Below are 22,210 nucleotides of genomic sequence, written 5' to 3'. Positions count from 1 at the left end.
GAGGCTCCCTCGGGGGTGGGGACAAAAACTCTCGGCAGAGTAACCAGATCGTGACCACAAACCCAACCCCCGTGATCCGCGTCACGCTCCACAGGGGAACTTACCGCGTTGTGGTTCACCGCCGTCGTACGGGCTCCCGCACCCCTGCCTCGGCTCTCGGTTTGCCACGCCAGCGTGGGAAACCCTGGTGGGCGTGGCGTGCATGCCGCGCCAACCGGGGTTTCCCACGCTGGCGTGGCAAACTCCCAGCCGCGGGTCAGCCCCAGGGGCCGCCGAAAGCCGCGTCGCTGTTGGTGTTGATCGCCTCGCAGAGCTCCTCGAGCTCGACCTCGAGGACCTGCGCCATCGCCCGGACGGTGGTCGGGACGAGGTACGAGGCGTTGGGGCGGCCGCGGTACGGGGTCGGCGTCAGGAACGGCGCGTCGGTCTCGACGAGCACCCGGTCCAGCGGGGTCACCGCGAGCGCGTCCCGGACCGGCTGGGCGTTCTTGAACGTCACCGTGCCGGCGTACGACAACCAGAACCCGCGCTCGACGCAGGCCCGGGCGAAGTCGGCGTGGCCCGAGAAGCAGTGCATGACCGTACGCTCGGGCGCGCCGACCTCGTCGAGCACCGCCAGCACGTCGGCGTGCGAGTCGCGGTCGTGGATCACGAGCGTCTTGTCGTGCTTCTTCGCCATCGCGATGTGGGCGCGGAACGACTCGTGCTGCGCCGCGCGCCCCTCCTCGCCCGTACGGAAGTAGTCGAGGCCGGTCTCGCCGACGGCGCGGACCCGCGGGCTGGCGACGACGAGCGACTCGATCTCGGCGAGCGCGTCGTCCAGCTGCCCGTCGGCGGCCAGGCGCGGTGCCTCGTTCGGGTGCAGGGCGACCCCGGCGACGATCGCGTCGTGGGCCTCGGCGACCTGCACCGCCCACTTCGCGCCGGGCAGGTCGCACCCGATCTGGACGATCCGCGGCACGTTGACCGAACCCGCGCGCTCCAGGGCGTCGAGCACCGAGAGCTGCTCGGCCGAGTCGTCCATGTCCAGGTGGCAATGGTTGTCGACCACCGGACGCGGGAGCGGCTCGGGAAGCGGCGGCCGGTCTCCCGGCGTGCTCACGCGGGCGCCTCGGACTCGACGGGACCGCTCACGATCGGCGCCCACTCGGGCCCGGTCTCGGCGAGCGCCGGGTCGAGCTTCGTGAACAGCGGCGACGGCTTCGTGAGGGGCGTCCCGGGCACGACCTCCGTACGCCGCCACACCGCCTGCTCCACCGTGTAGTCGCCGGTGATGACCGGGTACGCGTGGCCGAGCTCGGGGACGCCGACGCCGATCGGGTCGGCGGGGACGTCGTCGACGACCTCGCGCACCTCGGGCTGCGCCGCCCAGATGCCGGTGCCTCCGAGGGTCTCGAAGACGCGCTGCGCGGCGTGCGGCAGGAACGGCGTGAGCAGCGTGTTGGCGTCGGAGACGACCTGCAGCGCGGTGTGCAGGACGGTCGCCTGCCGCTGCGGGTCGTCCTTGAGCTTCCACGGCTCCATGTCGGACAGGTAGCGGTTGGCGGCCGTGACGACCCGCATCGCCTCCCCGATCGCCTGCTTGAACCGGCTGCGCGCGAGATGCGACCCCACCGTGTCGAACGCCGCGGCGGCCACGTCGAGCAGCGCCTGGTCGGCCTCGGTCAGCGGCCCCGGCGTCGGGACCTCGCCGAAGTTCTTGTGGGCCATCGACACCGACCGGTTGACGAGATTGCCCCACTCGTTGGCGAGCTCGAAGTTGGTCCGGCGGACGAACTCCTCCCACGTGAAGTCGGAGTCCTGGTTCTCCGGACCGGCGACCGCGATGAAGTAGCGCAGCGCGTCGGGGCCGTACTCGCGCAGGAAGTCGCGGACGTAGATCACGGTGCCGCGGCTCGTCGAGAACTTCGACCCGCTCATCGTGAGGTACTCCGACGACACCACCTCGGTCGGCAGCTCCAGCTCTCCGAGAGGGCCGGCCTCACCGCCCTTGTCGCCCAGACCGCGGTAGCCGAGCAGCAGCGCCGGCCAGATCTGGGAGTGGAAGGTGATGTTGTCCTTGCCCATGAAGTACGACGACTCGGCGTCGGGGTTGGTCCACCACTCCCGCCACGCGTCGGGGTCACCGGAGCGGACCGCCCACTCGACCGAGGCCGACAGGTAGCCGATGACGGCGTCGAACCACACGTACAGCTTCTTGTCGGCGCGGTCGGACCATCCCTCGAGCGGGACCGGCACTCCCCAGTCGATGTCGCGGGTCACGGCGCGCGGGCGCAGGTCGTCGATGAGGTTGAGGCTGAAGCGCAAGACGTTCGGCCGCCAGTCCTGACGCGACTTCAGCCAGTCGCCGAGCGCCGAGGCGAGCGCCGGCAGGTCGAGGAAGAAGTGCTCGGTCTCGACGAACTCCGGCGTCTCGCCGTTGACCTTGCTGCGCGGGTTGATCAGGTCGGCAGGGTCGAGCTGGTTGCCGCAGTTGTCGCACTGGTCGCCGCGCGCACCGTCGTACCCGCAGATCGGGCAGGTGCCCTCGATGTAGCGGTCGGGCAGCGTCCGCCCTGTCGACGGCGAGATCGCGCCCGTCGTCACGCGGGGCACGAGGTAGCCGTTGCGGTGGAGGCCGTGGAAGACCTCCTGGGCGATCGCGTAGTGGTTGCGCGTCGTCGTCCGGGTGAAGAGGTCGTACGAGACGCCGAGGCCCGCCAGGTCCTCGACGATCACCCGGTTGTAGCGGTCGGCGAGCTCGCGGGCCGTCGAGCCCTCGGCGTCGGCCTGCACCAGGATCGGCGTCCCGTGCTCGTCGGTGCCCGAGATCATCAGCACGCGGTCGCCCATCATGCGGTGGTACCGGGAGAAGATGTCGGAGGGGACTCCGAACCCGGACACGTGACCGATGTGGCGCGGGCCGTTGGCGTAAGGCCAGGCGACCGCGGTGAGGACCGTCTTGGACATGGCCCCCATCCTACGGAGCGCGCTCAGCCCGTCGCGCCGCGCCCGCGTGGGCGGACAAGTCGCGAGACGAGCTGGCCGGGCGTCTTCCGGGCGAGGGTGCGCGCCGCGCGCTCGATCCCCGGCCCGTCCGCCTCCTGCGCTGCCATGATGGCCCCGGCGGCGGCCCGTGCCGCCAGGTCGGGCGGGACCTCGACGCTCTTGCGGATCTTCTCGGGCGCATCGGGCCCCGGCGGCGCGACGACCAGCGAGTCGAGGTCACCCACGACGCGTACGCCGCTCGCCCGGATCTCTTCGACCGTACGGACGCTCGCCTCACGCAGGCACTCCACCGCCCAGCGCGGAAGGACCAGGCGAGGCGCGGACGGGTCGGGCCGCACGCCCTTCAGCGCCCGCGTGACACCGAGCCGTACGAAGCGACGGTAGTCGGCCGGGTCCCAGCCGCGCTCCCGGAACTCCGCGTTCAGCGCCCGCACGATCTCGATCTCCGGGAACGTGAGCGAGCGGTTCTCCCGGTCGGCCTCCGGGACGAGGAGGCCGTCGGGCAGACCGCTCATCGCCTCGAACGTCCGCAGCAGCGCTGCGCGATCCGCGTCGTCGACCACGACGACGTGCACCCGGTCCGGACCGACCACGTCGCTCCAGCGTCGTACCAGCGCGTCGTGGCGGTGCCGGCGCCAGAAGCCTGAGGTCGCCGGATCGGCCTCGAGGGTCCGCCGCAGCCACCGCCGGAAGGGCGTTACCGCACCGTTCTGCACGTACTGCTGCCACTGCGACGGGACGATCCGGTCGAGCGGGCGCAACGTCACCACGACGTGCACGCGCTCGTCACCGAGGTCGCCCACCGCCTGCTCGACCGCCTCGCCCTCGGCGTCGGCGAAGAACTCGCTCGACACGACCACACGACCCTGCCGCGGCACCGACGCGACGAAGCGTTCCCAGTTGCGGATGTCCAGCGGCGGGTCGCCCGTCATCGGGCCGTAGCCGGTCAGCGCCGAGACGGCGTAGATCGGTGTCCGCGACCGGCCGGGGTAGCTGACTCCGTGCTGGCCCATCGCGTCACGGGCGACGAAGAAGGCGCTCTGCACCGCGGTGGTGCCGGTCTTGTGCGGCCCGACGTGCAGCAGGAGCGCGTCAGGAGGGAGCAGGAGGTCCGACATCTCAGGACTCCTGCTGCGCGCCGCCACGGTGCCTCAGCCGGTCGGCGACGATCCGTGCGATCTTGCGGCCCGAGTAGTCGCGCAGCGGTCGCCACTCGCGCGCACGCGCCTTGTCGACCGAAGGGTCGCCGGACTGCCGCGCGGCACCGATCAGCGCCAGGCTCGCGACCTTCGCGCTGACCCGTGCAGCCGACGCCGGCTGCTCGGGGGCGTCCGGGTCGGCCGGGCGCCCGAGGAGCTGGTCGAGGTCACCGAGGATGCGCATGCCGGACGACCGCAGGTTGTCGACCATCTCCGCGGTGAGCGAGGCGATGCGGTCCTGGGCCCAGGCGGGGGTGACGATCTTCGCCTCGTCGGGCCCGGGCTGACGTGTGCGCATCTCGGCGATCACGCCGTTGCGCAGGTAGTGGAAGTGGACGTTGTCCGGCCACTTCTTCTCCCGGAACCGCGCGTTGAAGGCGCGGACCACTTCGATCTCGGCCAGCGTCAGCGACCGGTTGGAGAGGTCTTCCTGCAGCTCCAGCGTGTGCGCCGGCAGCCCCACGAGCTGCTCGAAGACCCGGAGGACGTGCCCGTGGTCACGCGGGTCGAGGACGACGACGGTGACGTTGTCGCGTCCGACCGCCTCCGCCCAGCGCTCGGCCAGGCGGTCGTGACGGTGCCGGACCCAGAACGAGGGGGTCAGGCCCTTCGGAGGCTCGTCGCTGAACATCGCCCGCAGCCAGTCTTCGTACCCGACGTCGTAGCCGGTCTGAATGTACTGCTGCCACTGCGACGGGATGAGCTTGTCGAGCGGACGCAGCGTCAGCACCACGTGCGTCCGCTTCGCGTCGATCTCCTCGACGATGCGCTGCACCCGCGCGTCGTTGGCCTGGGCGAGGTACTCGCTGGAGAACACCACCCGGGCGTCACCGGCGTCGTGGATGTCGCTCAGCAGCGTGCCCCAGGCGTCCTCGGCAGGGGTCGGTCCGCCCAGGAAGCCCCGACCGCCGACTGCCTGGACGGCCGCGAGCATCGCGTGGCGGCCCTTCCCTGCGTAGTGGACGCCGTGCTCGGCGAGCGCCGGTCGAGCGGCGTGGAACGCCGCCTGCAGCGAGGTGGTCGCGGTCTTCGGGGGGCCGATGTGGACGAGGCGTACGCCCTCGGGCAGCAGGAGGTCGCTCACCGGTCGTCCTCCTTCCCTCCGACGCGGGAGAGCCCGCGTCGCGCCACCTCGCGGTTCAGGTCCCACGTCGAGACCAGCGCAGGCGGCAGGTCGCGCCCTCGGATCGAGGCGAGGTGGGTCTCCCCAGGGTCACCGACCTTGGCCACCAGCGGCGCCTTGCCGGTCGCGAGCGCGCGCTCCACGAGCGCGACGACGGCGTCGGCGACCGCCTCCGGCGCGAGCGTGAGCCCGGACTCGGTGAACGTCGACGCCGGGACCGTGCGCATCGCGCCGGCATCCAGGCGCAGGCTCTCGAGGTCGCCGACCACGCGTACGCCGAGGGACGCGAGCGCGTCGACCTCGCGGTTGCTGACCTCGGCCACGGCCTGGGCGAACTCGCTCGGGATCGCCAGGCGGACGTCGTCAGGGTCGGTCGGCCGGCCCTTGAACCCGCGCAGGGCTCCGAGCCTCATCAGCCGGAACTGCGTGCGCGCGCTCCAGCGGTTGCGCTTCAGCGCCACGTTGAAGTTGCGGGCGACGGCGGCCTCGTTCGCGGTCAGCGACCGGTTGTCGACGGTCGGCGAGAGCTCGAGCGTCCCTGCGGGCAGGCCGGTCAACCTCTCGAACACGTCGAGGATGTGCCGGTGGTCGTTGTCGTCGACGACGATGACCGTGACGCTCTCGGGGCCCACGACCCGAGCCCAGCGCTCGGTCAGCGCACGGTACGACTGCCGCCGCCAGAAGCGGTGGTCCTCGCTCGCGAGCACGTCGCGCAGCCACCGGACGTACGGGGTGCGGCTCCCGTTGACGACGGTCTGCTGCCACTGCGAGGGCAGGAGCTTGTCCAGGCGACGCACCGCCCGCACGACGTGGAGACGGTCACCGAGGTCGTCGCGCAGCCGCGAGATGGTGTCGTCCTTGGCGCCCGAGAACGTCTCGCTGCTGATCACGACCCGACGGTCGCCGGCGGCCCGGACCTCGTCGACCAGCTCGTCCCATGCCCCGCGGCGGCGCGGGACGCCCAGCCGACCGGGGTTGCCGAGGAGGTCGACAGCCGCGTCGTAGGTCTGCGTCGTACGGCCGGCGTAGTGGACGCCGAGCCGCTTCAGATCCGGCCGAGCGCGGTCGAATGCCTGCTGAACGGCTGTCGTCCCGGTCTTGTGCGGCCCGATGTGGAGGAGGCGGGCACCTTCGGGCAGGAGCAAGGAGTCCGAGGTCGACTCGTCCAGGGGGGCAGCCATGCTCGAGCGCGCTCCATCCACATTTCGATCACCGGTGAACGAAAGGACAGACTACAGGTCTGCCCTCCCCCTCCGACCAGCCCAGTTGGCGACGAACGCCCCCGTCAGCGGTGGACCAGGTCGAACACGACGCGCCGCCGCACGCCGGTGCGCCGCGCGACGTCGGCGATCGCGTCCTTGCGCGTCAGTCCCGAGCGCTCGCCCTCGGCCACCATCGCGAGCAGCGTGTCCTCGTCGTACGTACGCGGCGGTGCGCCGGCGACGACGATCGTGATCTCGCCACGGACGCGCTCCTCCTCGGCGTCGGGCGCCGCCCACGCCGCCAGCTCGTCGAGCGGGCCGCGCCGGACCTCCTCGTACGTCTTGGTCAGCTCGCGGCACACCGCGCCGCGCCGCTGGGCCCCGAAGGCCGCCACCATCGCGTCCAGGGTCTCGCGGGTCCGGTGCGGCGACTCGAAGAAGACCATCGTCCGCGGCTCGTCCGCGAGCGCGGCGAGGGCACGGTCGCGTTCGCCGGTCTTGCGCGGGAGGAACCCCTCGAACGTGAAGCGGTCGACCGGCAGCCCCGAGACCGCGAGCGCGGCGAGGGCCGCCGACGGGCCGGGAGCCGACGTCACGTCGTGCCCGGCCTCGACTGCTGCCGCCACGAGCCGGTAGCCCGGGTCGGACACGCTCGGCATACCGGCGTCGGTGACGAGGAGGACGGTACGCCCGGCGTCGAGCTCGGCGACCAGCTCCGGCGTACGGCGCGCCTCGTTGCCCTCGAAGTACGACGCCACGCGCCCGCCGATGGTCACCCCGAGATCGGCGGCGAGCCGGCGCACCCGGCGCGTGTCCTCGGCTGCGACGACGTCGGCGGAGGCGAGGAGGTCCCGGAGCCGTGTCGAGGCGTCCGCGGGATTCCCGATCGGCGTGGCGGCGAGAATCAGCACCCGCCCAGCGTACGGGTGGTCGCTAGGGTGGCGGCGTGTCCCTGACCGTCGACCGCCAGCAGGCTCTCGTGCCGCTGGGGCGTACGCGCGCAGGCAAGCCCCTGCCGCTGCTGGCGGAGCGGTTCCGTCCCCGCATCGCGGGCGCACCACGGCTGATCGGGTGGCTCGCGCCGCTGGCGATCGCCCTGCTGGCGTTCGCCGCGCGCGTGTGGCGGTTGGAGTACCCGCCCCGCCTGCTGTTCGACGAGACCTACTACGCGAAGGACGCGTGGTCGCTGCTCCACTTCGGCTACGCGCAGGACTGGGTGGAGGAGGCCAACGCCCAGGTCGAGGCGGGACAGACGACCGGGCTGTGGACCGGCGAGCCGACCCAGGTCGTCCACCCCGAGGTGGGCAAGTGGATGATCGCCGTCGGCGAGCACCTGTTCGGGATGACCTCGTTCGGCTGGCGCATCTCGGCTGCGGTGATCGGTGCCCTGACCGTCCTGGTGCTGGCGCGCATGGTCCGCCGCATGACGGGCTCGACCACGCTGGGCTGCCTGGCGGGCCTGCTCCTCGCCGTCGATGGCGTGCACTTCGTGATGTCGCGGATCGCGCTCCTCGACGTCTTCCTCGCGTTCTGGCTGGTGTGCGCGCTCGCCTGCGTGGTCGCCGACCGCGACTGGGGTCGCGCCCGGCTGGCGCGGCGGTACCCCCACACCGAGCAGATCGTGGGGTACGGGCCCGTCCGCATGCTGCTGCTGCGCCCGTGGCGCCTGGCCGCCGGCGTCTGCTTCGGGCTGGCGGTCGGCACGAAGTGGAGCGCGCTGTACGTCCTCGCCGTGGTCGGTGTCGCCGTGTGGGTCCTCGACGCGATCGACCGCCAGGCGATCGGCGTACGCGGGGCGTGGTGGCGCTCGGTGATCGTCGACGGCCTGCCCGCGTTCGTGTCCCTCGTCCTGGTCGCCCTCGTCGTCTACGTCCTCACCTGGACGGGGTTCCTCGTGAACCACGAGGTCTTCGAGGCACGGTTCGGCCACGGCTACGGCGAGACGCCTCCGTGGGGCAGCTATCTCGACGGCGGCGACAAGGGCCCGCTCGGCGAGGCCTGGCAGGCGCTGCGCTCGCTGTGGCACTACCACCAGATGGTCTACTCCTTCCACACCGGCGACTACCTTGCCGGCAAGAGCCACCCGTACCAGTCCGACCCGTGGGGCTGGCTCGTCCTCAACCGACCCGTCGGCGTGGACGCCCAGACCGACCTGCCGGCCTCGACGCCCGGCTGCCCCGCGACCGGCGAGGCCACCTGCCTGCGGCAGGTCCTGATCCTCGGCAACCCGGCGATCTGGTGGGGCGGGCTGCTCGCGCTCATCGCGTCGGTCTGGCTGTGGATCCGCGAGCGCGACTGGCGGTTCGGTCTGGTCGTGCTCGTCGTCCTCGCGGCCTGGCTGCCGTGGTTCGCCTACGACGACCGGCCGATCTTCCTCTTCTACGCGACGGCGTTCATCCCGTTCACCTGCGCGGCGATCGCCCTGGTGGCCGGGCGGCTGCTCCGCGCGTCGCGGCGCAGCCGGTGGCGCTGGTGGGGGCCGGTGGCGCTGGGGGTGTACGTCGCGGTGGCGCTGGCGTGCTTCGCGTTCTTCTTCCCGATCTGGACCGACATGCTCCTCTCGAACGACGAGTGGTTGCAACGCATGTGGTTCCAGCGCTGGATCTGACCTCTCTTTGTGCCACACTCCTGGCACCCTTCCGAGGTCTCGAGGAGTCGCCGTGCCCACCACCGTCGGTCTGTTTCCGCGCCATCCGGTCCGCGCTCTCGCGCTCGCGACCGCCGCTGCCATGACGGGGAGCCTGCTCCTCGCCGCGTCCCCGGCCGCCGCCGCACCCCAACGCGGGGCGATCACCGGGAAGGTCGTCGTGAAGGGCACCGGCAAGGCCCACGCCGGCGCCCTCGTCTGGGCGTACCGCAAGAAGCCCGGCACCCGTACGTGGGTCCGCACCGCGCAGACCACGACCTCGAGCAAGGGCCGGTTCTCGGTGCGTCTGCCCGACGGCCGCTACCGCCTCCTCGTCGGCGGCGAGGGACGCGCGCGCATCGGATGGGTCGGCGGCCCGTCGGTCTGGACGCCGATCTCGGCCAAGAAGAAGCTCACGGCGACCTCGGGGCGCACCCTGACGGTCAAGCGCGGACGCGTCACGAAGGCGCCGCGTACGGGTCTCGCGCCCGTCGGCTCGGCCACCGTGACGTTCACCGACGTCAAGGGGCTGCGCACGGTCGGCGACCTGCGCTACCGCATCCGTCGCGACGGGCGTGGCGGTGCGTGGGTGTACGCGAAGGGCAGCACCGCGTACCTCGGCGACCTCGAGGGCGGCGCCCACACCCTCGAGTACCGCACGGTCGGCGCCGGCACCTGGCAGCGCGCGCTCACGACGGTCAAGGCGCCGGGGACCACGACCGCCTCGCTCGTGATGCCCGCGGTGATCCGCCCGTACGGAGCCACGCCGTACGCCCTCGTCTCGCGCGCGGGCAAGCCGGTCTCCGGCCCGGCGCGCGTCGGTGATGTCGTGTCGGTCGACGCGTCTCGCGCCTTCAGCTACCCGGCCAGCGCGCTCACGCTCGGCTACCGGTGGCTGCGCGACGGGTCGCCCATCGGTGGCGCGACCACGGCGCGCTACACGGTGACCGATGCCGACCGCGGACGTACGTTGACCGCGGAGGTCACGGCGAGCCGCTCGGGCTACACCTCCGCGTCGGTCCGCTCGCGCGCCCTCGCCGTCTCACGCACGACCACGACCACGACGGTGACGCTGTCCCAGCCGAGCGCGCGCTACGGCAACACGGATCGGGTGAACGTCACCGCGCGGGTGGTCGCCGCCGACGGCGGGTCGGCTGCCGGGTCGGTCACGTTCGACCAGAACTGCACCGTCTACGACACGTCACACGACCCGTGCCTGGGCTCGTGGAGCCGCACGGTCGCGGTCGGCGCGTCGGGTGTCGTGACGGTCCGGCTGCCCGAGCACCTCGGCCGCTACTCGCGCATCCGCGCGACGTATCGGCCGACCGCCGCCACCGGTCCCGCGACGTCGTCGGCGACCGCACCGTTCACCGTCACCCCGCGCGCGTCCAAGACCACCCTGACGTTGGTGAAGCGCACGGTCAGCGCCGGCTCGCGCGCCAAGGTGAAGGTGGCGGTCACGGTCCCCGGCGGCATCCGCAAGCGCGACGTGGTCGGCTCCGTGGTCGTCCGCGCGAACGGCAAGGTCGTCGGACGGACGAGCTACGCCCAGGACCGTCCCGCCAACGTGACGATCCGCCTCAAGCGGCTTCCCCGCGGCACGTACAAGCTCCGCGCGTCGTTCAAGGCCTACTACGGCGGCGACGGCTCGCAGAGCGCGGCGAAGTCCAGCACGAGCAGGCCGGTCACGCTTCGCGTCCGCTGACCTGAGGGAGGCCCCCGCGCGGCGGGCTCAGGCGTCGAGCCTGCCGCGCCGGGTCTCCAGGAACTCCCTGCTCGCCGTGTCGGTGGTGAGCGAGATCGCCTTGTCGTACGCCTCCGCGGCGTCGCGGCCCTTCCCGAGCTCGTCGAGGAGGTGCGCACGCAGCGCCCAGGCGGGTTGGAACCGCCGGAGCGTGGCGGCGTCGGTCCGAGCAGCCAGCGAGTCGAGCACCGCGAGCCCGGCCGCGGCTCCGTCGACGCGTGCGGTGGCGGCCGCCAGGGACACCTGCGCGCCGAGCGTGGGGGCGAGCGCCACCAGCGCCCGGTGCAGCCGCAGGAGGGCCTCTTCGTCGGTACGACCGGTTCGTGCCCGGTCGCAGTGCGCGGACTGGATCGCGGCCTCCAGCTGGAACCGGCCGGGGCGTCCGAGGCGCGAGGCAGCACGGAGGAGGCGCTCGCCCTGGGCGACGAGCGCGGGGTCCCACCGCGCCGGGTCCTGCGCGTCGAGCGGGACGAGGCGTCCAGCGTCGTCGGTGCGGGCCGGGCCCCGGGCGAGCGACAGCGCCACCAGCGCCGCCAGGCCGAGCACCTCGGGCTCGTCCGGCAGCAGCGACGCCAGCAGGACGGCGAGGTAGTGTGCCTCGCCCGCGGTCGACGCGCGTGGTGACGTGCTCGGGACGGCAGACCAGTCGATCGCGTACGCCCCGTAGACGGCTTCGAGGACCGCCGGGAGCCGGGACGGCATCACCTCGGCGCCGGGGACGACGAAGGGGATGCGTGTGTCCCGGATCCGGCGCTTGGCGCGCACCAGGCGCTGCGCCATCGCGCTGGTCGGCACGGCGTACGCCTCGGCGATCCGGCGGGCGTCGAGCCCGAGGACCGTCTGCAGCATCAGCGGCGTCCGGACGGCCGGGTCGATCGCCGGGTGCGCGCACACGAACATCAGGGCCAGCCGTTCGTCCGGGATCGCGTCGCCCTCCCCCAGGTCGGCCGGGACGGCGGAGTCCTCCAGGTCGATCGCGCTTCCCTCCCACGGCACCGACGTACGGTGGGCCGCCGTCCGGTAGAGGTCGCGCAGCCGGTTGCGCGCCACCGTCAGCAGCCAGGCGTCCGGGTTGTCCGGGACCCCGCGCTCCGGCCACGTCCGCAGCGCCCGCTCGAAGGCGTCCGCGAGCGCGTCCTCCGCGGCCGCGAGATCGCCGGTGGGCGCGGCGAGGATGGCGAGCAGGCGACCGTACGACGTCCGCGCCGCCCGCTCGGCCTCCTCGTGGGCGCTCAGGGCTGGTACCACTGCCGCTCACGGCTCCAGGTGAGCATCGTCGGCCTGACCTCGACCGACCCGTACGTCGCTCCCGGGCACTTCTCGGCCCACGCCAGCGCCGCGTCCAGGTCCGGCACGTCGATGACGACGACGCCACCGACGTACTCCTTGGTGTCGGCGAACGGCCCGTCCTGGATCTTGGGCTCGCCGCCGACGGCGGTCACCGTCGTCGCAGCCTCGGGGAACCCGAGGATCTGGGTGGTGACGAACGCCCCGGCCTCGTCCAGCGCCTTCGCGTAGGCGTCGAACGCGGCCTGGACCGGCGCCATGTCCTCCTCGCTGATGCCGGCCTCGCGCGGGTCCGCGTTGTGGATGAAGAGCGTGTAGAGCATCGGTTGATCCTTCCCTCGGTGTGATCGTGACACCGAGATGACGGTCCGGGCGAGCCGTGATCGACACCTGGTTGCCCACAGGACCGCCCGTCGCGCCGACGCAGGATCACCGACGTACGGGTCAGAACTCCTCGTGCGTCGCCGGGTCGCCCCCGCTGCGCGCCTGTCCGCGCTCGCCGATCGTCGCGAGCTCGGCGTCGGTCAGCGTGAAGCCGAAGACGTCGAGGTTCTCGCGCTGACGGACCGGGCTGCTGGACTTCGGGATCGGGACCACCTCGCGCTGCACGTGCCAGCGCAGCACCACCTGCGCCGGGGTGACGCCGTGCCGCTCGGCGATCTCGCGGACGTCCGCGTCGCGCAGCAGGTCGGTCTTGCGGGCGAGCGGCTGCCAGGCCTCCGTGACGATGTCGTGCGCGGCGTCGTACGCGCGCAGCTCCTCCTGCGCGAAGTACGGGTGGAGCTCGACCTGGTTCACCGCGGGCACCACCCCGGTCTCCGCGACCAGGCGGTCGATCTGCTCGGGGGTGAAGTTGGAGACGCCGAGGCTGTTGAGAAGTCCGTCGTCGCGCAGGCGGATCATCGCCTTCCACGAGTCGACGTAGCGGTCGAGGCGCGGGAGCGGCCAGTGGATGAGGTAGAGGTCGACGTACTCCAGGCCGAGACGTTCACGCGACTCCGCGAACGCGCGCAACGTCGACTCGTACCCCTGGTCCTCGCCGCGCAGCTTCGTCGTCACCACGATCTCGTCGCGAGGGGCGTCGCTGGTCGCGATCCCCTGCCCGACCCCGGACTCGTTCCCGTACGACGCCGCGGTGTCGACGAGCCGGTAGCCGAGCTCGAGCGCACCTCGTACGGCGCCGGCGGCCTCGTCGTCGTCCATCGGATAGGTGCCGAGCCCGATCGTGGGGAGCGAGAGTCCGTCGTTCAGTGTGCGCAGCGGTGCGGTGGCCATGCCCCGACCCTCGCACCGGCGCCCGTTGCGCGCAGCGCGGAACGCCTCAGCGCCGGAGACCGGTGAGCAGACGGTCCAGCCCGGCATGCACGGCGTCGCGGACCGAGGGCCCCTCCTCCGCGAGAGACAGCGCGGCCTCGTTCATCGCTCCCGAGAGGAGGGTGGTGAGTGCCTCGACCTCGTCGGGGACGACGACCTCGCGTTCCCCGAGCTCGCGCAGGCCCTCCTCGAGAAGGCGGCGCGAGCTCGCGGCATCCACGTCGCGCCACTCCTGCCATCCGAGGACGGCCGGTCCGTCGACGAGCATGACGCGTCGCGCACCTGCCGACGACGCGGCGTCGAGGAACGCGTGGCACCCCGCGACCAGGCCGTCCCACGGGTCGGGCTCGGCGGCTGCCGCGCGCGCGACGTCCGCGGCGACCGAGGCCTGCACCTGCGCGAGAGCCGCGCTGAAGAGCCCGCGCTTGCTCCCGAAGTGGTGGTACACCGCACCGCGGGTCTGCCCTGCGGCGGTCGCGACCTCCTCCAGCCCGACGGCGTCGTACCCGTGCTCGGCGAACAGCCGGCACGCCAGGTCGACCAGGTGCGCCCGGTTCGCCTCGCTCTGCACCTTCGACGAGCGTCCCATCGTGCTCCTTCCCTCAGATACGTACGCAGTGTATGTTACTGAATACATACACCACGCATGTATTGAGGAGGAGTCATGACACTCAAGAGCTTCTACCCCGTGCTCGGCACCACGGACGTCACGGAGGCCGCCGCCTACTACGAGAGGTGGTTCGGCTTCCGACGCACCTTCACCTCGGACTGGTACGTCAGCCTCGAGCGCGACGGGCACGAGCTCGCACTGCTCGACCCCGCCCACGAGACGATCCCGGACGGGTACGGCGCGGCCGCACGCGGGACGATCCTCAACGTCGAGGTCGACGACGTGGACGCCGAGTACGCCCGGCTGGTCACCGAGGGCGGTCTCGAGCCGGTCCTCGCGCTGCGGACGGAGCCGTTCGGGCAGCGGCACTTCATCCTCGCGGCACCGGGCGGGGTCCTCGTCGACGTCATCACGCCGATCCCGCCGGACGCGACGTTCGCCGACGCCTTCGCCGCCGGGTCCGCATGAGGAGGCCCGCACGACCAAAGTCCGGGCACGAGGACGACCCGGCGTGAGACGGTCGTGCTCCTCACGACATAGACCAGGTGAGGCCATGCGAACGGAGCGCCATGACGACCGATCTCCCGACCGAGCACGCCGTCGACGACCGGCTGCTGCTCGCCCGGACGCGCCGGGGTGACCGAGACGCCTTCGGCACGCTCTACGCGCGTCACGTGACACCCGTCTACTGGCAGGCGTACCGCATGACGGGCACCGCGCAGGACGCCGAGGAGGTCACCCAGGACGTCTTCGTCACCGCGTGGCGACGACGTGCCGACCTGCGCGTCGTCGACACGTCGGTGCTGCCCTGGCTGCTCGCGACCGCGAAGTACGTCGCGCTCAACCTGCGCCGCAGACGCACCCGCCGGCAGTGGGAGGAGCTCGACGACAGCCTGGCGGTCCAGGCGCCCGAACCCGTCGACGAGGTCGTGTCCGCGATGCTGCTCGCCCGCGTGCGCGAGAGCGTCGCCGGCCTGTCGCCGCTCGACCAGCAGCTGTTCGAGCGCTGCGTCGTCGGCGACCTGACGTACGCCGAGGCCGCCGACGAGCTCGGCGTGACCCACGGCGCTGTCCGCAACCGGGTCGCGCGCATCCGCAGCCGCGTCCGCGCCGCCACCCACGACCTGAGGGGACCCGCATGAGCATGCACGCCGAGATTCCCGAGCTGAGCGACGAGCAGGTCGACCGGATGTACCGCCGCGTCACCGGGCGGATCGACCTCGACGCGTCCACCGCCCGCACGAAGCGACGCAAGGTGCTGCTCGCTGCGGCCTCTGTCGTCGTCGTGCTCGGGCTCGGGGGCGCCGTGGTCGGCGGCGGTGTGACCTTCGTGCCCGGCGACAGCGACAGCTCGGGCGACATGCTCTCGGTCCCCGAGGAGCGGGCTCTCGACGACTCGGCAGGGTCCGCACGTGAGGCCGATGGCGCGGCGGACTTCAAAAAGACCACTCCAGACGGCGTGCGCGAGATCGTCACCACCGCGTGGGCCTCGCTCACCGTCGACGATCCTGGGGCCGCCGCGGACACGCTGTCGGGCTGGGTCGAGGACGAGAAGGGGCGGGTGGAGTCACGGTCGGAGTCGACGCACGACGGCGAGGCCTCGGTCTCGCTGCGGCTGCGCGTGCCCGCCGGCAGCACGGGAGACACGACGCAGCGCCTTCGTGAGCTCGGCGAGGTCTCGGGGCTGTCGATCGACTCCGAGGACGTCACCGCGCAAGGCCGCGACCTGGACGCGCGCATCCGGGCGCTGGGGGTCTCGACGGCGCGGCTCCAGGACCTGATGGCCGAGGCGGCCACGACGGCCGACCTCCTCGCCGCCGAGCAGACGCTCAGCCAGCGACAGGCGGACCTGGAGGCGCTCCAGGCGGAACGCCGCGGGCTGTCCGAGCAGGTCGCGATGGCCACGTACACGGTGGAGATCTCCACGGAGGAACGGCCGGACGCCCCGAGCCGGTCCGGGTTCGTCGGCGCCCTCGACGCCGGCTGGGACGGCCTGGTGGCGACGCTCGGCTTCGTCGTCCGCGTCGTGGGGTTCCTGATCCCGTGGGCGGCGCTGCTCGCCGTGCTCGCCGGTGCCTACCTCGGCGGGCGGCGCCTGCTGCGGCACTGAGCCGAGCAACACTGAGCCGGGCCAACGACGAAGGCCGGATCCGCGGTGCGGATCCGGCCTTCAGCGGGTGGAGCTACGGGGATTCGAACCCCGGACCTTCTCATTGCGAACGAGACGCGCTACCAACTGCGCCATAGCCCCAAAGCGAGATTGAGATTACCACGCACCCGAGCCGGTTCCGAATCCGGGGGTGCCCGCCCGCACTCAGTCGCCGACCGCCCGGCGGGGCTCGGAGTCGCCCTTCTCGCCGAAGTCGATCGTCCGGACCGTACGGGGGGCAGCCGGCTTCGTGACGTACGTCGGCAGCGTCACCGGGACCGGGTCCCACAGCGTCACGCCGGAGGTGGTCGTCATCGCCGCGGCGTCGACGATCTGCTGGTCGAGGGCGCCCTCGGGCAGCGGGGTGCGCTCCATGACGTTGCGGCGGTGCGGGTCGTGGTCCTCGACCATGCCGGAGATCACCACGGTCGCCTCGTGGTCGGGATCGACGGGTGCCGCGGTCTCGGCAGCGGCAGCGGCGGACGCGCGCCGCTCCTCGCGCCTCGTCGCACGCGCAGCGGCGCGCTCGGCCTTCGCCTCGGCCTTGGCCTCCGCCCGCCCCTCGACCGGCGGCTGGCGCGTCAGACGCACCGGGCGTCCGATCTCGCTGCGCACCATGACGCGGCACAGGACGAGCCACACGACGACCAGCCCACCCGGGATCGCCGCTGCCCAGGGCAGCAGGACGCCCGCGACGGAAAGCCCGCCGACCACCGCGCACGCGGCGAGCAGCACGAGCAGGACGCGGCGTCGACGACGGGCGGCGATGCGGGCCGCACGGCGGTTGTACGGGCGCCGCACGGGTGCGGGCTTCTCCTCCGCCTCGGCGGGCTCAGCCGGCGACGAGGCGACCTCGACCGACTCCGCAGGCCCCGAGTCCTCCTTGCGGTGCGTGAGGACGCGCAGCGCTCCCGAGAACGAGGTGACGCCTCCGCCACGGGTCGCTTCCTCGTGCCGGCGCAGGAGCAGGGGTACACCGTACGCCACCCAGATGGCGATCACGGCTGCGAAGATCAGGCCCGTACCCACGGAAGAACCGTACGCGCTGCGAACGCCTCCCCTCGGGGACCTCGGTCGGTGTGTCGCGCAGAGTTGTCAAGGGATCCGCGTTGTCAAGGGATCCGCGTTGTCAAGGGATCCGCGCAGCTCACCCCGCAGATCATCACCGGTCGACGGCGCTCGAGTCCACCCTCGCCAGCAGTCCCCCCGGCACGACCTGCTCGGACGTGACGGCGAAGAGCACGTGGTCGCGCCACGCGCCGTCGATGTGCAGGTACCGCGGCGCGATACCGATGCGGTCGAAGCCCAGCTTCTCGACGATGCGCAGGCTCGAGCGGTTCTCGGGTCGGATGGCGATCTCGATGCGGTGCAGCCCGAGCGCCTCGAAGCAGTGGTCGGCTGCCATCGCCACCGCGGTGGTCGTGATGCCGCGGCCGGCGTACGGACGTGCGATCCAGTAGCCGATCTGCGCCCAGCGCGCGGAGCCCCACGTGATCCCCGAGACGGTGACCTGGCCGATCATCTGGTCGCTGCCGTACGTCGTGACGAACGGCAGCGCACGGCCCTGCGACGCCTGGTGGCGCAGCGAGCGGACCGCCGCCCCGTACGACCGTCCGGCGGCGGGCACGGTGCTCGGCAGCGTCGCCTCCCACCGTCCGAGCCAGTCGGCGGACTCCTGGCGCAGCCGCGCCCACGTACGGGCGTCGCTGCGTCGGATCGGCCGGAGCCCCACCGGACCGTGGTGGAGGGTCGCCGGCCACCCGGTGCTCAGGACGCACCGCCGTCGTCGCTGCGGACGTGGTCGACACCCGCGACCTGCTCGACCGCGTGCCGCAGCACGCCGGCCAGCACCTCGAGGCCGTCCTTGACGCCCCCGCGCGAGCCGGGAAGGTTCACGATGACGGTGTGGTCGGCCACCCCTGCCATCCCCCGCGAGAGCATCGCGGTCGGGACACCGGCGGCGACCCCGTGCGCGCGGATCGCCTCGGCGACGCCGGGGAGCGTCCGGTCCAAGACGGCCTCGGTCGCCTCCGGAGTGGCGTCGGTCGGGCTGATGCCCGTCCCGCCGGTCGTGACGACCGCCTCGTAGCGCAGCTCGACCGCCTCGCGCAGCGCCTCCTCGACCGGCAGCCCGTCGGGCACGACGAGGGGCTCGGCGACCTCGAAGCCCCAGTCACGGAGCGCCTCGACGATCAGCGGCCCCGTCGTGTCCTCGTACACACCTGCTGCGGCACGGTTGGAGCAGGTGACGACCAGGGCCTTCATGCCGACCAGTCCCCGCTCTTGCCGCCGGACTTCGCCCGGACCCGGACATCGGAGATCACGGCGTGCTTGTCGACGGCCTTGATCATGTCCACCACCGTCAGCGCAGCCACGCTGACCGAGGTGAGGGCCTCCATCTCGACCCCCGTACGGCCGGTGGTGCGGACCGTCGCGGTGATCGCCACGCCGTCGTCGGTGACGTCCAGCTCGACCTCGACACCGGTGATCGCCAGCGGGTGGCACAGCGGGACGAGGTCCGGCGTACGCTTCGCGGCCATGATCCCGGCAACACGAGCGACGCCGAGCGCGTCGCCCTTCGGGACGTCGCCCGCGCGAAGGAGCGCGACCACCTCCGGTGTCGTCCGGACCAGGCCGGTCGCGGTGGCCTGGCGACGCGTCTCGTCCTTCGCGGAGACGTCGACCATCCGGGCCGCGCCCTGCTCGTCGACGTGCGTGAGCCGCTCGCCCATCAGAACTCCCGGTCCAGGAACATCACCTTGGCGGTGTCACCGACGTGCAGGGCCGTCTCGTCCTCTTCGACCACGATGAGGCAGTTGGCGCGGGCGAGGCCCGCGACGAGGTGCGAGCCGGGGCCGCTGACGGGGGTCACCCGTACGCCGCGTCCGTTGACCTCGAGCCAGCCCCGCAGGAACTGGCGACGTCCCGCCGGCGAGCGGATCTCCTCGGTCATCGTGGCCTGGACGAGCGGACGGCGGTAGGGCAGCTTGCCCATCATCCGACGCAGCATCGGCAGCACGAACACCTCGAACGACACGTACGACGACACCGGGTTGCCCGGCAGTGTGACGATGGGCGTCTTCTCCTCGCCGACGGTGCCGAACCCCTGAGGCTTGCCGGGCTGCATCGCCACCTCGGCGAACTCGACCGTGCCGAGGTCGGACAGCGCCGCCTTCACCACGTCGTACGCGCCCTTGCTGATGCCGCCGCTGGTCACGACGAGGTCCGCCCGGACCAGCTGGTCGTTGAGCTTGTCGGCGAACTCGCGCGGGTCGTCGGAGGTGATCCCCACCCGGTACGCGATCGCGCCGGCTGCGCGCGCGCTGGCGGCCAGCATGTACGAGTTGCCGTCGTAGATGGAGTCGTAGTCGAGCCGCGCCCCCGGCTCGCGCAGCTCGGCGCCCGTGGACAGCACGACCACCCGCGGACGCGGACGCGCCCGCAGCCGCGCGAAGCCGAGCGAGGCCAGCAGGCCGACCTCGCGGGGACCGAGCACCGTCCCCGCCTCGGCGACGATCTCGCCCGCCGCGACATCCTCACCGGCAGGGCGGACGTTCTCACCGGCACGGCGCGCCTGGTAGACCTTCACCTCGGCGTCGCCGCCGTCGGTGAGCTCGATCGGCACCACCGCGTCGGCGCCCGACGGGAGCGGCGCGCCGGTCATGATCTTGACCGCCGTCTTCGGCGTCAGTGCCATCGGTGTGCTGGCGCCGGCAGCCTGCTCACCCACGACGGGGAGCACCACCGGGAACTCGCGGTTGGCCCCGACGACGTCCGCCGCCCGCACCGCGTAGCCGTCCATCGCCGAGTTCGTGAAGCGAGGCAAGTCGATCGGACTCACCACGTCGTCGACCAGCGGCAGCCCGAGCGACTCCAGCAGCGGCTGGTCGTACGGCTGCAGCGGGCCGATCAGGTCGAGCAGCTTCTCCAGGTGCTCGTCGACGGTACGCATGGGCGACAGCCTATGACCCCGAGAGCGTCGTGCCGTCGGGGATCGTCCCGGGAGAGCCCTCCGCAGGCACCGTGACGTCACCGACGACGCGGACGTCGGCGCCGAAGGTCCAGTCGCCCTCGACGGTGAGGCTGCGGGCGTCGATCAGGCTCACGGGCCCCGCGGGGAACCGCTTGTCGAACTCCTGGACGAGCTTGTAGACGCTCTTGTCCAGACGTACGAGCGGCGCGTCCTCGTCCGCCGCGACCAGGTGGAAGTCGTCGCTGAGCGCGTAGAAGTCCGACCGTACGAGGAGCAGGTCGTCGGTGGTCTTGACCGGGAGGAAACGGCTGCGGTCGACCTCGATCGCGACCGCTCCGTCGAAGACCTGCACGATCGCACCCATCGCCGACTCGACCTGGATGACCGCCGGCGAGTCCGGGTCGGTGGGGTCGACCGTCTTCTCGTTGCGGATCAGCGGCAGCCCCAGGACCCCGCCGGTCTCCTCGATCACCGCCGCGAGCGCCTCGAGGTCGAACCACAGGTTGTTGGTGTGGAACCAGCGGTGACGGGTGATGTCGTCGGCGCGCGGCTGGTCTTCCTTGGGGGTCTGCGCCGTCTCGCGCAGCACCAGCCGTCCGTCGGACTTGCGGCGGACCAGGTAGCCACCCTTGACGTCGGCCTGGGTACGGCGGCAGACCTCCGCCGCGTACGGGGCGCCGGACTGGGCGAACCAGCCGGCCATCCGCGGGCTCGGGAACGCACCGAGGTTGTCGGAGTTCGAGACCGACGCGTACCGGTAGCCCTGGTCGATCAACGCCTGGAGCGTGCCGGACGCGTCGAGGGCGGTGTAGAGGTCGCCGTGGCCCGGCGGCGTCCACTCGAGGCTCGGGTCCTGGGGCCAGGAAACTGGGGTGAGGTCGTCCGCGCGGAGCTTCGGCTCCTTGTTCTGGAGGAAGTCCAGCGGGAGTCCCTGGACGGCGAAGTCCGGGTACGCCGAGAGCGCCTCGAGGGTGTCCTCGCGGGTCCGGAAGCTGTCCATGAGGACCAGCGGCAGCGACACGTCGTACTCCGCCCGGACGTGGCGCACCTGCTCCACCACCACGTCGAGGAACGTCCTGTCGCCGCGGACCGGGAGGAGCGACTTCGCCTTGTCCATCCCCATGGACGTGCCCAGGCCTCCGTTGAGCTTGATCACGACCGTCCGACTCAGCGCCTCGCGCGCCGCGTCGTCGTCGACCTGCGCGTCGGCCAGCCGCGGGGGCGGGTCGAGCGGGTCGACGTCGGCCTCGGGGATCAGACCCGTGGCGCCTTCCTCGAGCTCGCGGTAGTAGTGGGCAAAGACGTCGATCGCCCGTGACGGGACCCCTGCCTCCTCCATCGCCTGACGTGCGGCTGCCAGTCCCTCTGCACTCATGCGAGTCATGGTAGGCACTACCGTCAGGATGTGACCGCGAAGGATCGCCTGCGCGAGAGGCTGCTCGACCGGAGGGCCGGTCTGGCCGACGCCGACGTCGTCGCCGCGGAGCATCCGCTGTGCACCCACGCGCTCGCGGCGGTGGAGGCGACAGGCGCGACGCGACGGGTCGCCGCCTACCTGTCGGTCGGCCGTGAGCCGTCGACGTGGGCGCTGGTCGACGCGCTGCGCGCGCGGGGTCTGGAGGTCCTCGTCCCGCGGGCGCTGCCGCGCCGCCAGATGGCGTGGGCCCTGTACGAGGGGCGAGAACGCCTCACGCTCGGGCGCTTCGACATCCCCGAGCCCCTCGGTCCCGACGAGCCCGGTGGACTGTCGACCGTGGAGGTCGCGCTCGTCCCCGCGCTCGCGGTGGACGTCGCCGGCTTCCGCCTCGGCCGCGGCGGCGGGTACTACGACACCGCCCTCGCCGCGCACCCCGCCGTCTGGCGCCTCGCGCTCGCGTACGATCACGAGGTCGTCGACGACGTGCACCCCCAGGACCACGACGAACGGGTCGACCTCGTCGTCACCCCTGACCGCACGCTGCACCTCCCGCCCCGCCCTCACCCTGGCTAGGCGGC

General features: G+C 72.3%; 22 protein-coding genes and 1 tRNA gene. 6 read left to right on the top strand and 17 right to left on the bottom strand.

All coding sequences use genetic code 11. From position 1 onward, the window contains the following. Positions 1-256: 256 nt before the first annotated feature. The 6 genes from NYZ95_RS02930 to rsmI all read right to left on the bottom strand — a co-directional run bounded on the left by NYZ95_RS02930 (position 257) and on the right by rsmI (position 7,423). Complete coding sequence (locus NYZ95_RS02930; RefSeq protein WP_262848508.1) at positions 257-1,102, bottom strand: TatD family hydrolase; 846 nt, start codon at positions 1,100-1,102, stop codon at positions 257-259. Beyond that, positions 1,099-2,976 carry a methionine--tRNA ligase gene (gene metG / locus NYZ95_RS02925; RefSeq protein WP_372500447.1) on the bottom strand — a complete coding sequence of 626 codons (1,878 nt, stop codon included), beginning with the start codon at positions 2,974-2,976 and terminating at the stop codon, positions 1,099-1,101. Before metG ends, NYZ95_RS02930 begins: the two co-directional genes overlap by 4 nt. Beyond that, the gene (locus tag NYZ95_RS02920) at positions 2,973-4,106 is read right to left on the bottom strand and encodes a hypothetical protein (RefSeq protein ID WP_262848504.1); all 1,134 of its coding nucleotides are present in this window, start codon (positions 4,104-4,106) and stop codon (positions 2,973-2,975) included. Before NYZ95_RS02920 ends, metG begins: the two co-directional genes overlap by 4 nt. Position 4,107: 1 nt before the next feature. Then, positions 4,108-5,271 (bottom strand): hypothetical protein, encoded by a 1,164-nt coding sequence (locus NYZ95_RS02915; RefSeq protein ID WP_262848502.1) that lies wholly within the window; start codon positions 5,269-5,271, stop codon positions 4,108-4,110. After that, positions 5,268-6,491 carry a hypothetical protein gene (locus NYZ95_RS02910; protein ID WP_262848500.1) on the bottom strand — a complete coding sequence of 408 codons (1,224 nt, stop codon included), beginning with the start codon at positions 6,489-6,491 and terminating at the stop codon, positions 5,268-5,270. Before NYZ95_RS02910 ends, NYZ95_RS02915 begins: the two co-directional genes overlap by 4 nt. A gap of 104 nt (positions 6,492-6,595) precedes the next feature. Then, complete coding sequence (gene rsmI / locus NYZ95_RS02905) at positions 6,596-7,423, bottom strand: 16S rRNA (cytidine(1402)-2'-O)-methyltransferase (RefSeq protein ID WP_262848498.1); 828 nt, start codon at positions 7,421-7,423, stop codon at positions 6,596-6,598. A 35-nt stretch (positions 7,424-7,458) separates the two neighbouring features. On the opposite strand from rsmI, the gene NYZ95_RS02900 reads away from it, so the two are divergent. After that, a complete protein-coding gene (locus NYZ95_RS02900; protein WP_262848496.1) occupies positions 7,459-9,120 on the top strand; it encodes a dolichyl-phosphate-mannose--protein mannosyltransferase in 1,662 nt (553 codons plus the stop codon). Between the two features lie 52 nt (positions 9,121-9,172). Then, complete coding sequence (locus NYZ95_RS02895) at positions 9,173-10,843, top strand: carboxypeptidase-like regulatory domain-containing protein (protein WP_262848494.1); 1,671 nt, start codon at positions 9,173-9,175, stop codon at positions 10,841-10,843. 27 nt (positions 10,844-10,870) lie between these two features. Here the strand turns inward: NYZ95_RS02895 and NYZ95_RS02890 are convergent, their stop codons facing one another. From NYZ95_RS02890 to NYZ95_RS02875, 4 genes are all read right to left on the bottom strand, one after another. Next, positions 10,871-12,130 (bottom strand): RNA polymerase sigma factor, encoded by a 1,260-nt coding sequence (locus NYZ95_RS02890; RefSeq protein ID WP_262848492.1) that lies wholly within the window; start codon positions 12,128-12,130, stop codon positions 10,871-10,873. Continuing rightward, positions 12,115-12,492 (bottom strand): YciI family protein, encoded by a 378-nt coding sequence (locus NYZ95_RS02885; protein WP_262848490.1) that lies wholly within the window; start codon positions 12,490-12,492, stop codon positions 12,115-12,117. The genes NYZ95_RS02890 and NYZ95_RS02885 overlap by 16 nt, the downstream gene beginning before the upstream one ends. A gap of 121 nt (positions 12,493-12,613) precedes the next feature. Next, a complete protein-coding gene (locus NYZ95_RS02880) occupies positions 12,614-13,444 on the bottom strand; it encodes an aldo/keto reductase (RefSeq protein WP_262848488.1) in 831 nt (276 codons plus the stop codon). A 46-nt stretch (positions 13,445-13,490) separates the two neighbouring features. Further along, positions 13,491-14,072 carry a TetR/AcrR family transcriptional regulator gene (locus NYZ95_RS02875; protein ID WP_262848486.1) on the bottom strand — a complete coding sequence of 194 codons (582 nt, stop codon included), beginning with the start codon at positions 14,070-14,072 and terminating at the stop codon, positions 13,491-13,493. A gap of 75 nt (positions 14,073-14,147) precedes the next feature. Here NYZ95_RS02875 and NYZ95_RS02870 point away from each other — a divergent pair, with 75 nt between their 5' ends. From NYZ95_RS02870 to NYZ95_RS02860, 3 genes are all read left to right on the top strand, one after another. Next, the gene (locus NYZ95_RS02870) at positions 14,148-14,561 is read left to right on the top strand and encodes a VOC family protein (RefSeq protein WP_262848484.1); all 414 of its coding nucleotides are present in this window, start codon (positions 14,148-14,150) and stop codon (positions 14,559-14,561) included. Between the two features lie 101 nt (positions 14,562-14,662). Then, positions 14,663-15,235 (top strand): RNA polymerase sigma factor, encoded by a 573-nt coding sequence (locus NYZ95_RS02865; RefSeq protein WP_262848482.1) that lies wholly within the window; start codon positions 14,663-14,665, stop codon positions 15,233-15,235. Further along, positions 15,232-16,203, top strand: coding sequence for a DUF4349 domain-containing protein (locus NYZ95_RS02860; protein ID WP_262848480.1), 972 nt, complete (start codon positions 15,232-15,234; stop codon positions 16,201-16,203). Before NYZ95_RS02865 ends, NYZ95_RS02860 begins: the two co-directional genes overlap by 4 nt. 68 nt (positions 16,204-16,271) lie before the next feature. Here NYZ95_RS02860 and NYZ95_RS02855 read toward each other — a convergent pair. The 7 genes from NYZ95_RS02855 to NYZ95_RS02825 all read right to left on the bottom strand — a co-directional run bounded on the left by NYZ95_RS02855 (position 16,272) and on the right by NYZ95_RS02825 (position 21,590). Next, positions 16,272-16,344, bottom strand: a tRNA-Ala gene (locus NYZ95_RS02855). 63 nt (positions 16,345-16,407) lie between these two features. Continuing rightward, complete coding sequence (sepX, locus tag NYZ95_RS02850; protein WP_262848478.1) at positions 16,408-17,271, bottom strand: divisome protein SepX/GlpR; 864 nt, start codon at positions 17,269-17,271, stop codon at positions 16,408-16,410. Between the two features lie 133 nt (positions 17,272-17,404). Then, on the bottom strand, positions 17,405-17,974 hold the full coding sequence (locus NYZ95_RS02845; RefSeq protein WP_262848476.1) for a GNAT family N-acetyltransferase: 570 nt from the start codon (positions 17,972-17,974) through the stop codon (positions 17,405-17,407). 35 nt (positions 17,975-18,009) lie between these two features. Then, a complete protein-coding gene (locus NYZ95_RS02840) occupies positions 18,010-18,507 on the bottom strand; it encodes a MogA/MoaB family molybdenum cofactor biosynthesis protein (protein WP_262848474.1) in 498 nt (165 codons plus the stop codon). Further along, on the bottom strand, positions 18,504-18,974 hold the full coding sequence (gene moaC / locus NYZ95_RS02835; RefSeq protein ID WP_262848472.1) for a cyclic pyranopterin monophosphate synthase MoaC: 471 nt from the start codon (positions 18,972-18,974) through the stop codon (positions 18,504-18,506). Before moaC ends, NYZ95_RS02840 begins: the two co-directional genes overlap by 4 nt. Beyond that, complete coding sequence (gene glp / locus NYZ95_RS02830) at positions 18,974-20,194, bottom strand: molybdotransferase-like divisome protein Glp (RefSeq protein ID WP_262848470.1); 1,221 nt, start codon at positions 20,192-20,194, stop codon at positions 18,974-18,976. Before glp ends, moaC begins: the two co-directional genes overlap by 1 nt. Positions 20,195-20,204: 10 nt before the next feature. After that, on the bottom strand, positions 20,205-21,590 hold the full coding sequence (locus tag NYZ95_RS02825) for a UTP--glucose-1-phosphate uridylyltransferase (RefSeq protein WP_262848468.1): 1,386 nt from the start codon (positions 21,588-21,590) through the stop codon (positions 20,205-20,207). 30 nt (positions 21,591-21,620) lie between these two features. Here NYZ95_RS02825 and NYZ95_RS02820 point away from each other — a divergent pair, with 30 nt between their 5' ends. Beyond that, positions 21,621-22,205, top strand: a complete 585-nt coding sequence (locus tag NYZ95_RS02820) for a 5-formyltetrahydrofolate cyclo-ligase (protein ID WP_262848466.1) — start codon at positions 21,621-21,623, stop codon at positions 22,203-22,205. The last annotated feature ends 5 nt before the right edge of the window (positions 22,206-22,210 follow it).

The organism is Mumia quercus (genome assembly GCF_025506335.1).
GTDB classification, from domain to species: domain Bacteria; phylum Actinomycetota; class Actinomycetes; order Propionibacteriales; family Nocardioidaceae; genus Mumia; species Mumia quercus.
The sequence above is the reverse complement of the archived record's forward strand: the minus strand, read 5'-3'. Positions and strand labels throughout refer to the sequence as shown.

Coding starts and splice junctions, on each gene's coding strand:
- glp (WP_262848470.1), bottom strand. CDS start 20,194: ATGCGTACCGTCGACGAGCACCTGGAGAAGCTGCTCGACCTGATCGGC.
- NYZ95_RS02910 (WP_262848500.1), bottom strand. CDS start 6,491: ATGGCTGCCCCCCTGGACGAGTCGACCTCGGACTCCTTGCTCCTGCCC.
- NYZ95_RS02870 (WP_262848484.1), top strand. CDS start 14,148: ATGACACTCAAGAGCTTCTACCCCGTGCTCGGCACCACGGACGTCACG.
- NYZ95_RS02825 (WP_262848468.1), bottom strand. CDS start 21,590: ATGAGTGCAGAGGGACTGGCAGCCGCACGTCAGGCGATGGAGGAGGCA.
- NYZ95_RS02840 (WP_262848474.1), bottom strand. CDS start 18,507: ATGAAGGCCCTGGTCGTCACCTGCTCCAACCGTGCCGCAGCAGGTGTG.
- NYZ95_RS02885 (WP_262848490.1), bottom strand. CDS start 12,492: ATGCTCTACACGCTCTTCATCCACAACGCGGACCCGCGCGAGGCCGGC.
- moaC (WP_262848472.1), bottom strand. CDS start 18,974: ATGGGCGAGCGGCTCACGCACGTCGACGAGCAGGGCGCGGCCCGGATG.
- NYZ95_RS02860 (WP_262848480.1), top strand. CDS start 15,232: ATGAGCATGCACGCCGAGATTCCCGAGCTGAGCGACGAGCAGGTCGAC.
- NYZ95_RS02920 (WP_262848504.1), bottom strand. CDS start 4,106: ATGTCGGACCTCCTGCTCCCTCCTGACGCGCTCCTGCTGCACGTCGGG.
- NYZ95_RS02865 (WP_262848482.1), top strand. CDS start 14,663: ATGACGACCGATCTCCCGACCGAGCACGCCGTCGACGACCGGCTGCTG.
- NYZ95_RS02875 (WP_262848486.1), bottom strand. CDS start 14,072: ATGGGACGCTCGTCGAAGGTGCAGAGCGAGGCGAACCGGGCGCACCTG.
- NYZ95_RS02880 (WP_262848488.1), bottom strand. CDS start 13,444: ATGGCCACCGCACCGCTGCGCACACTGAACGACGGACTCTCGCTCCCC.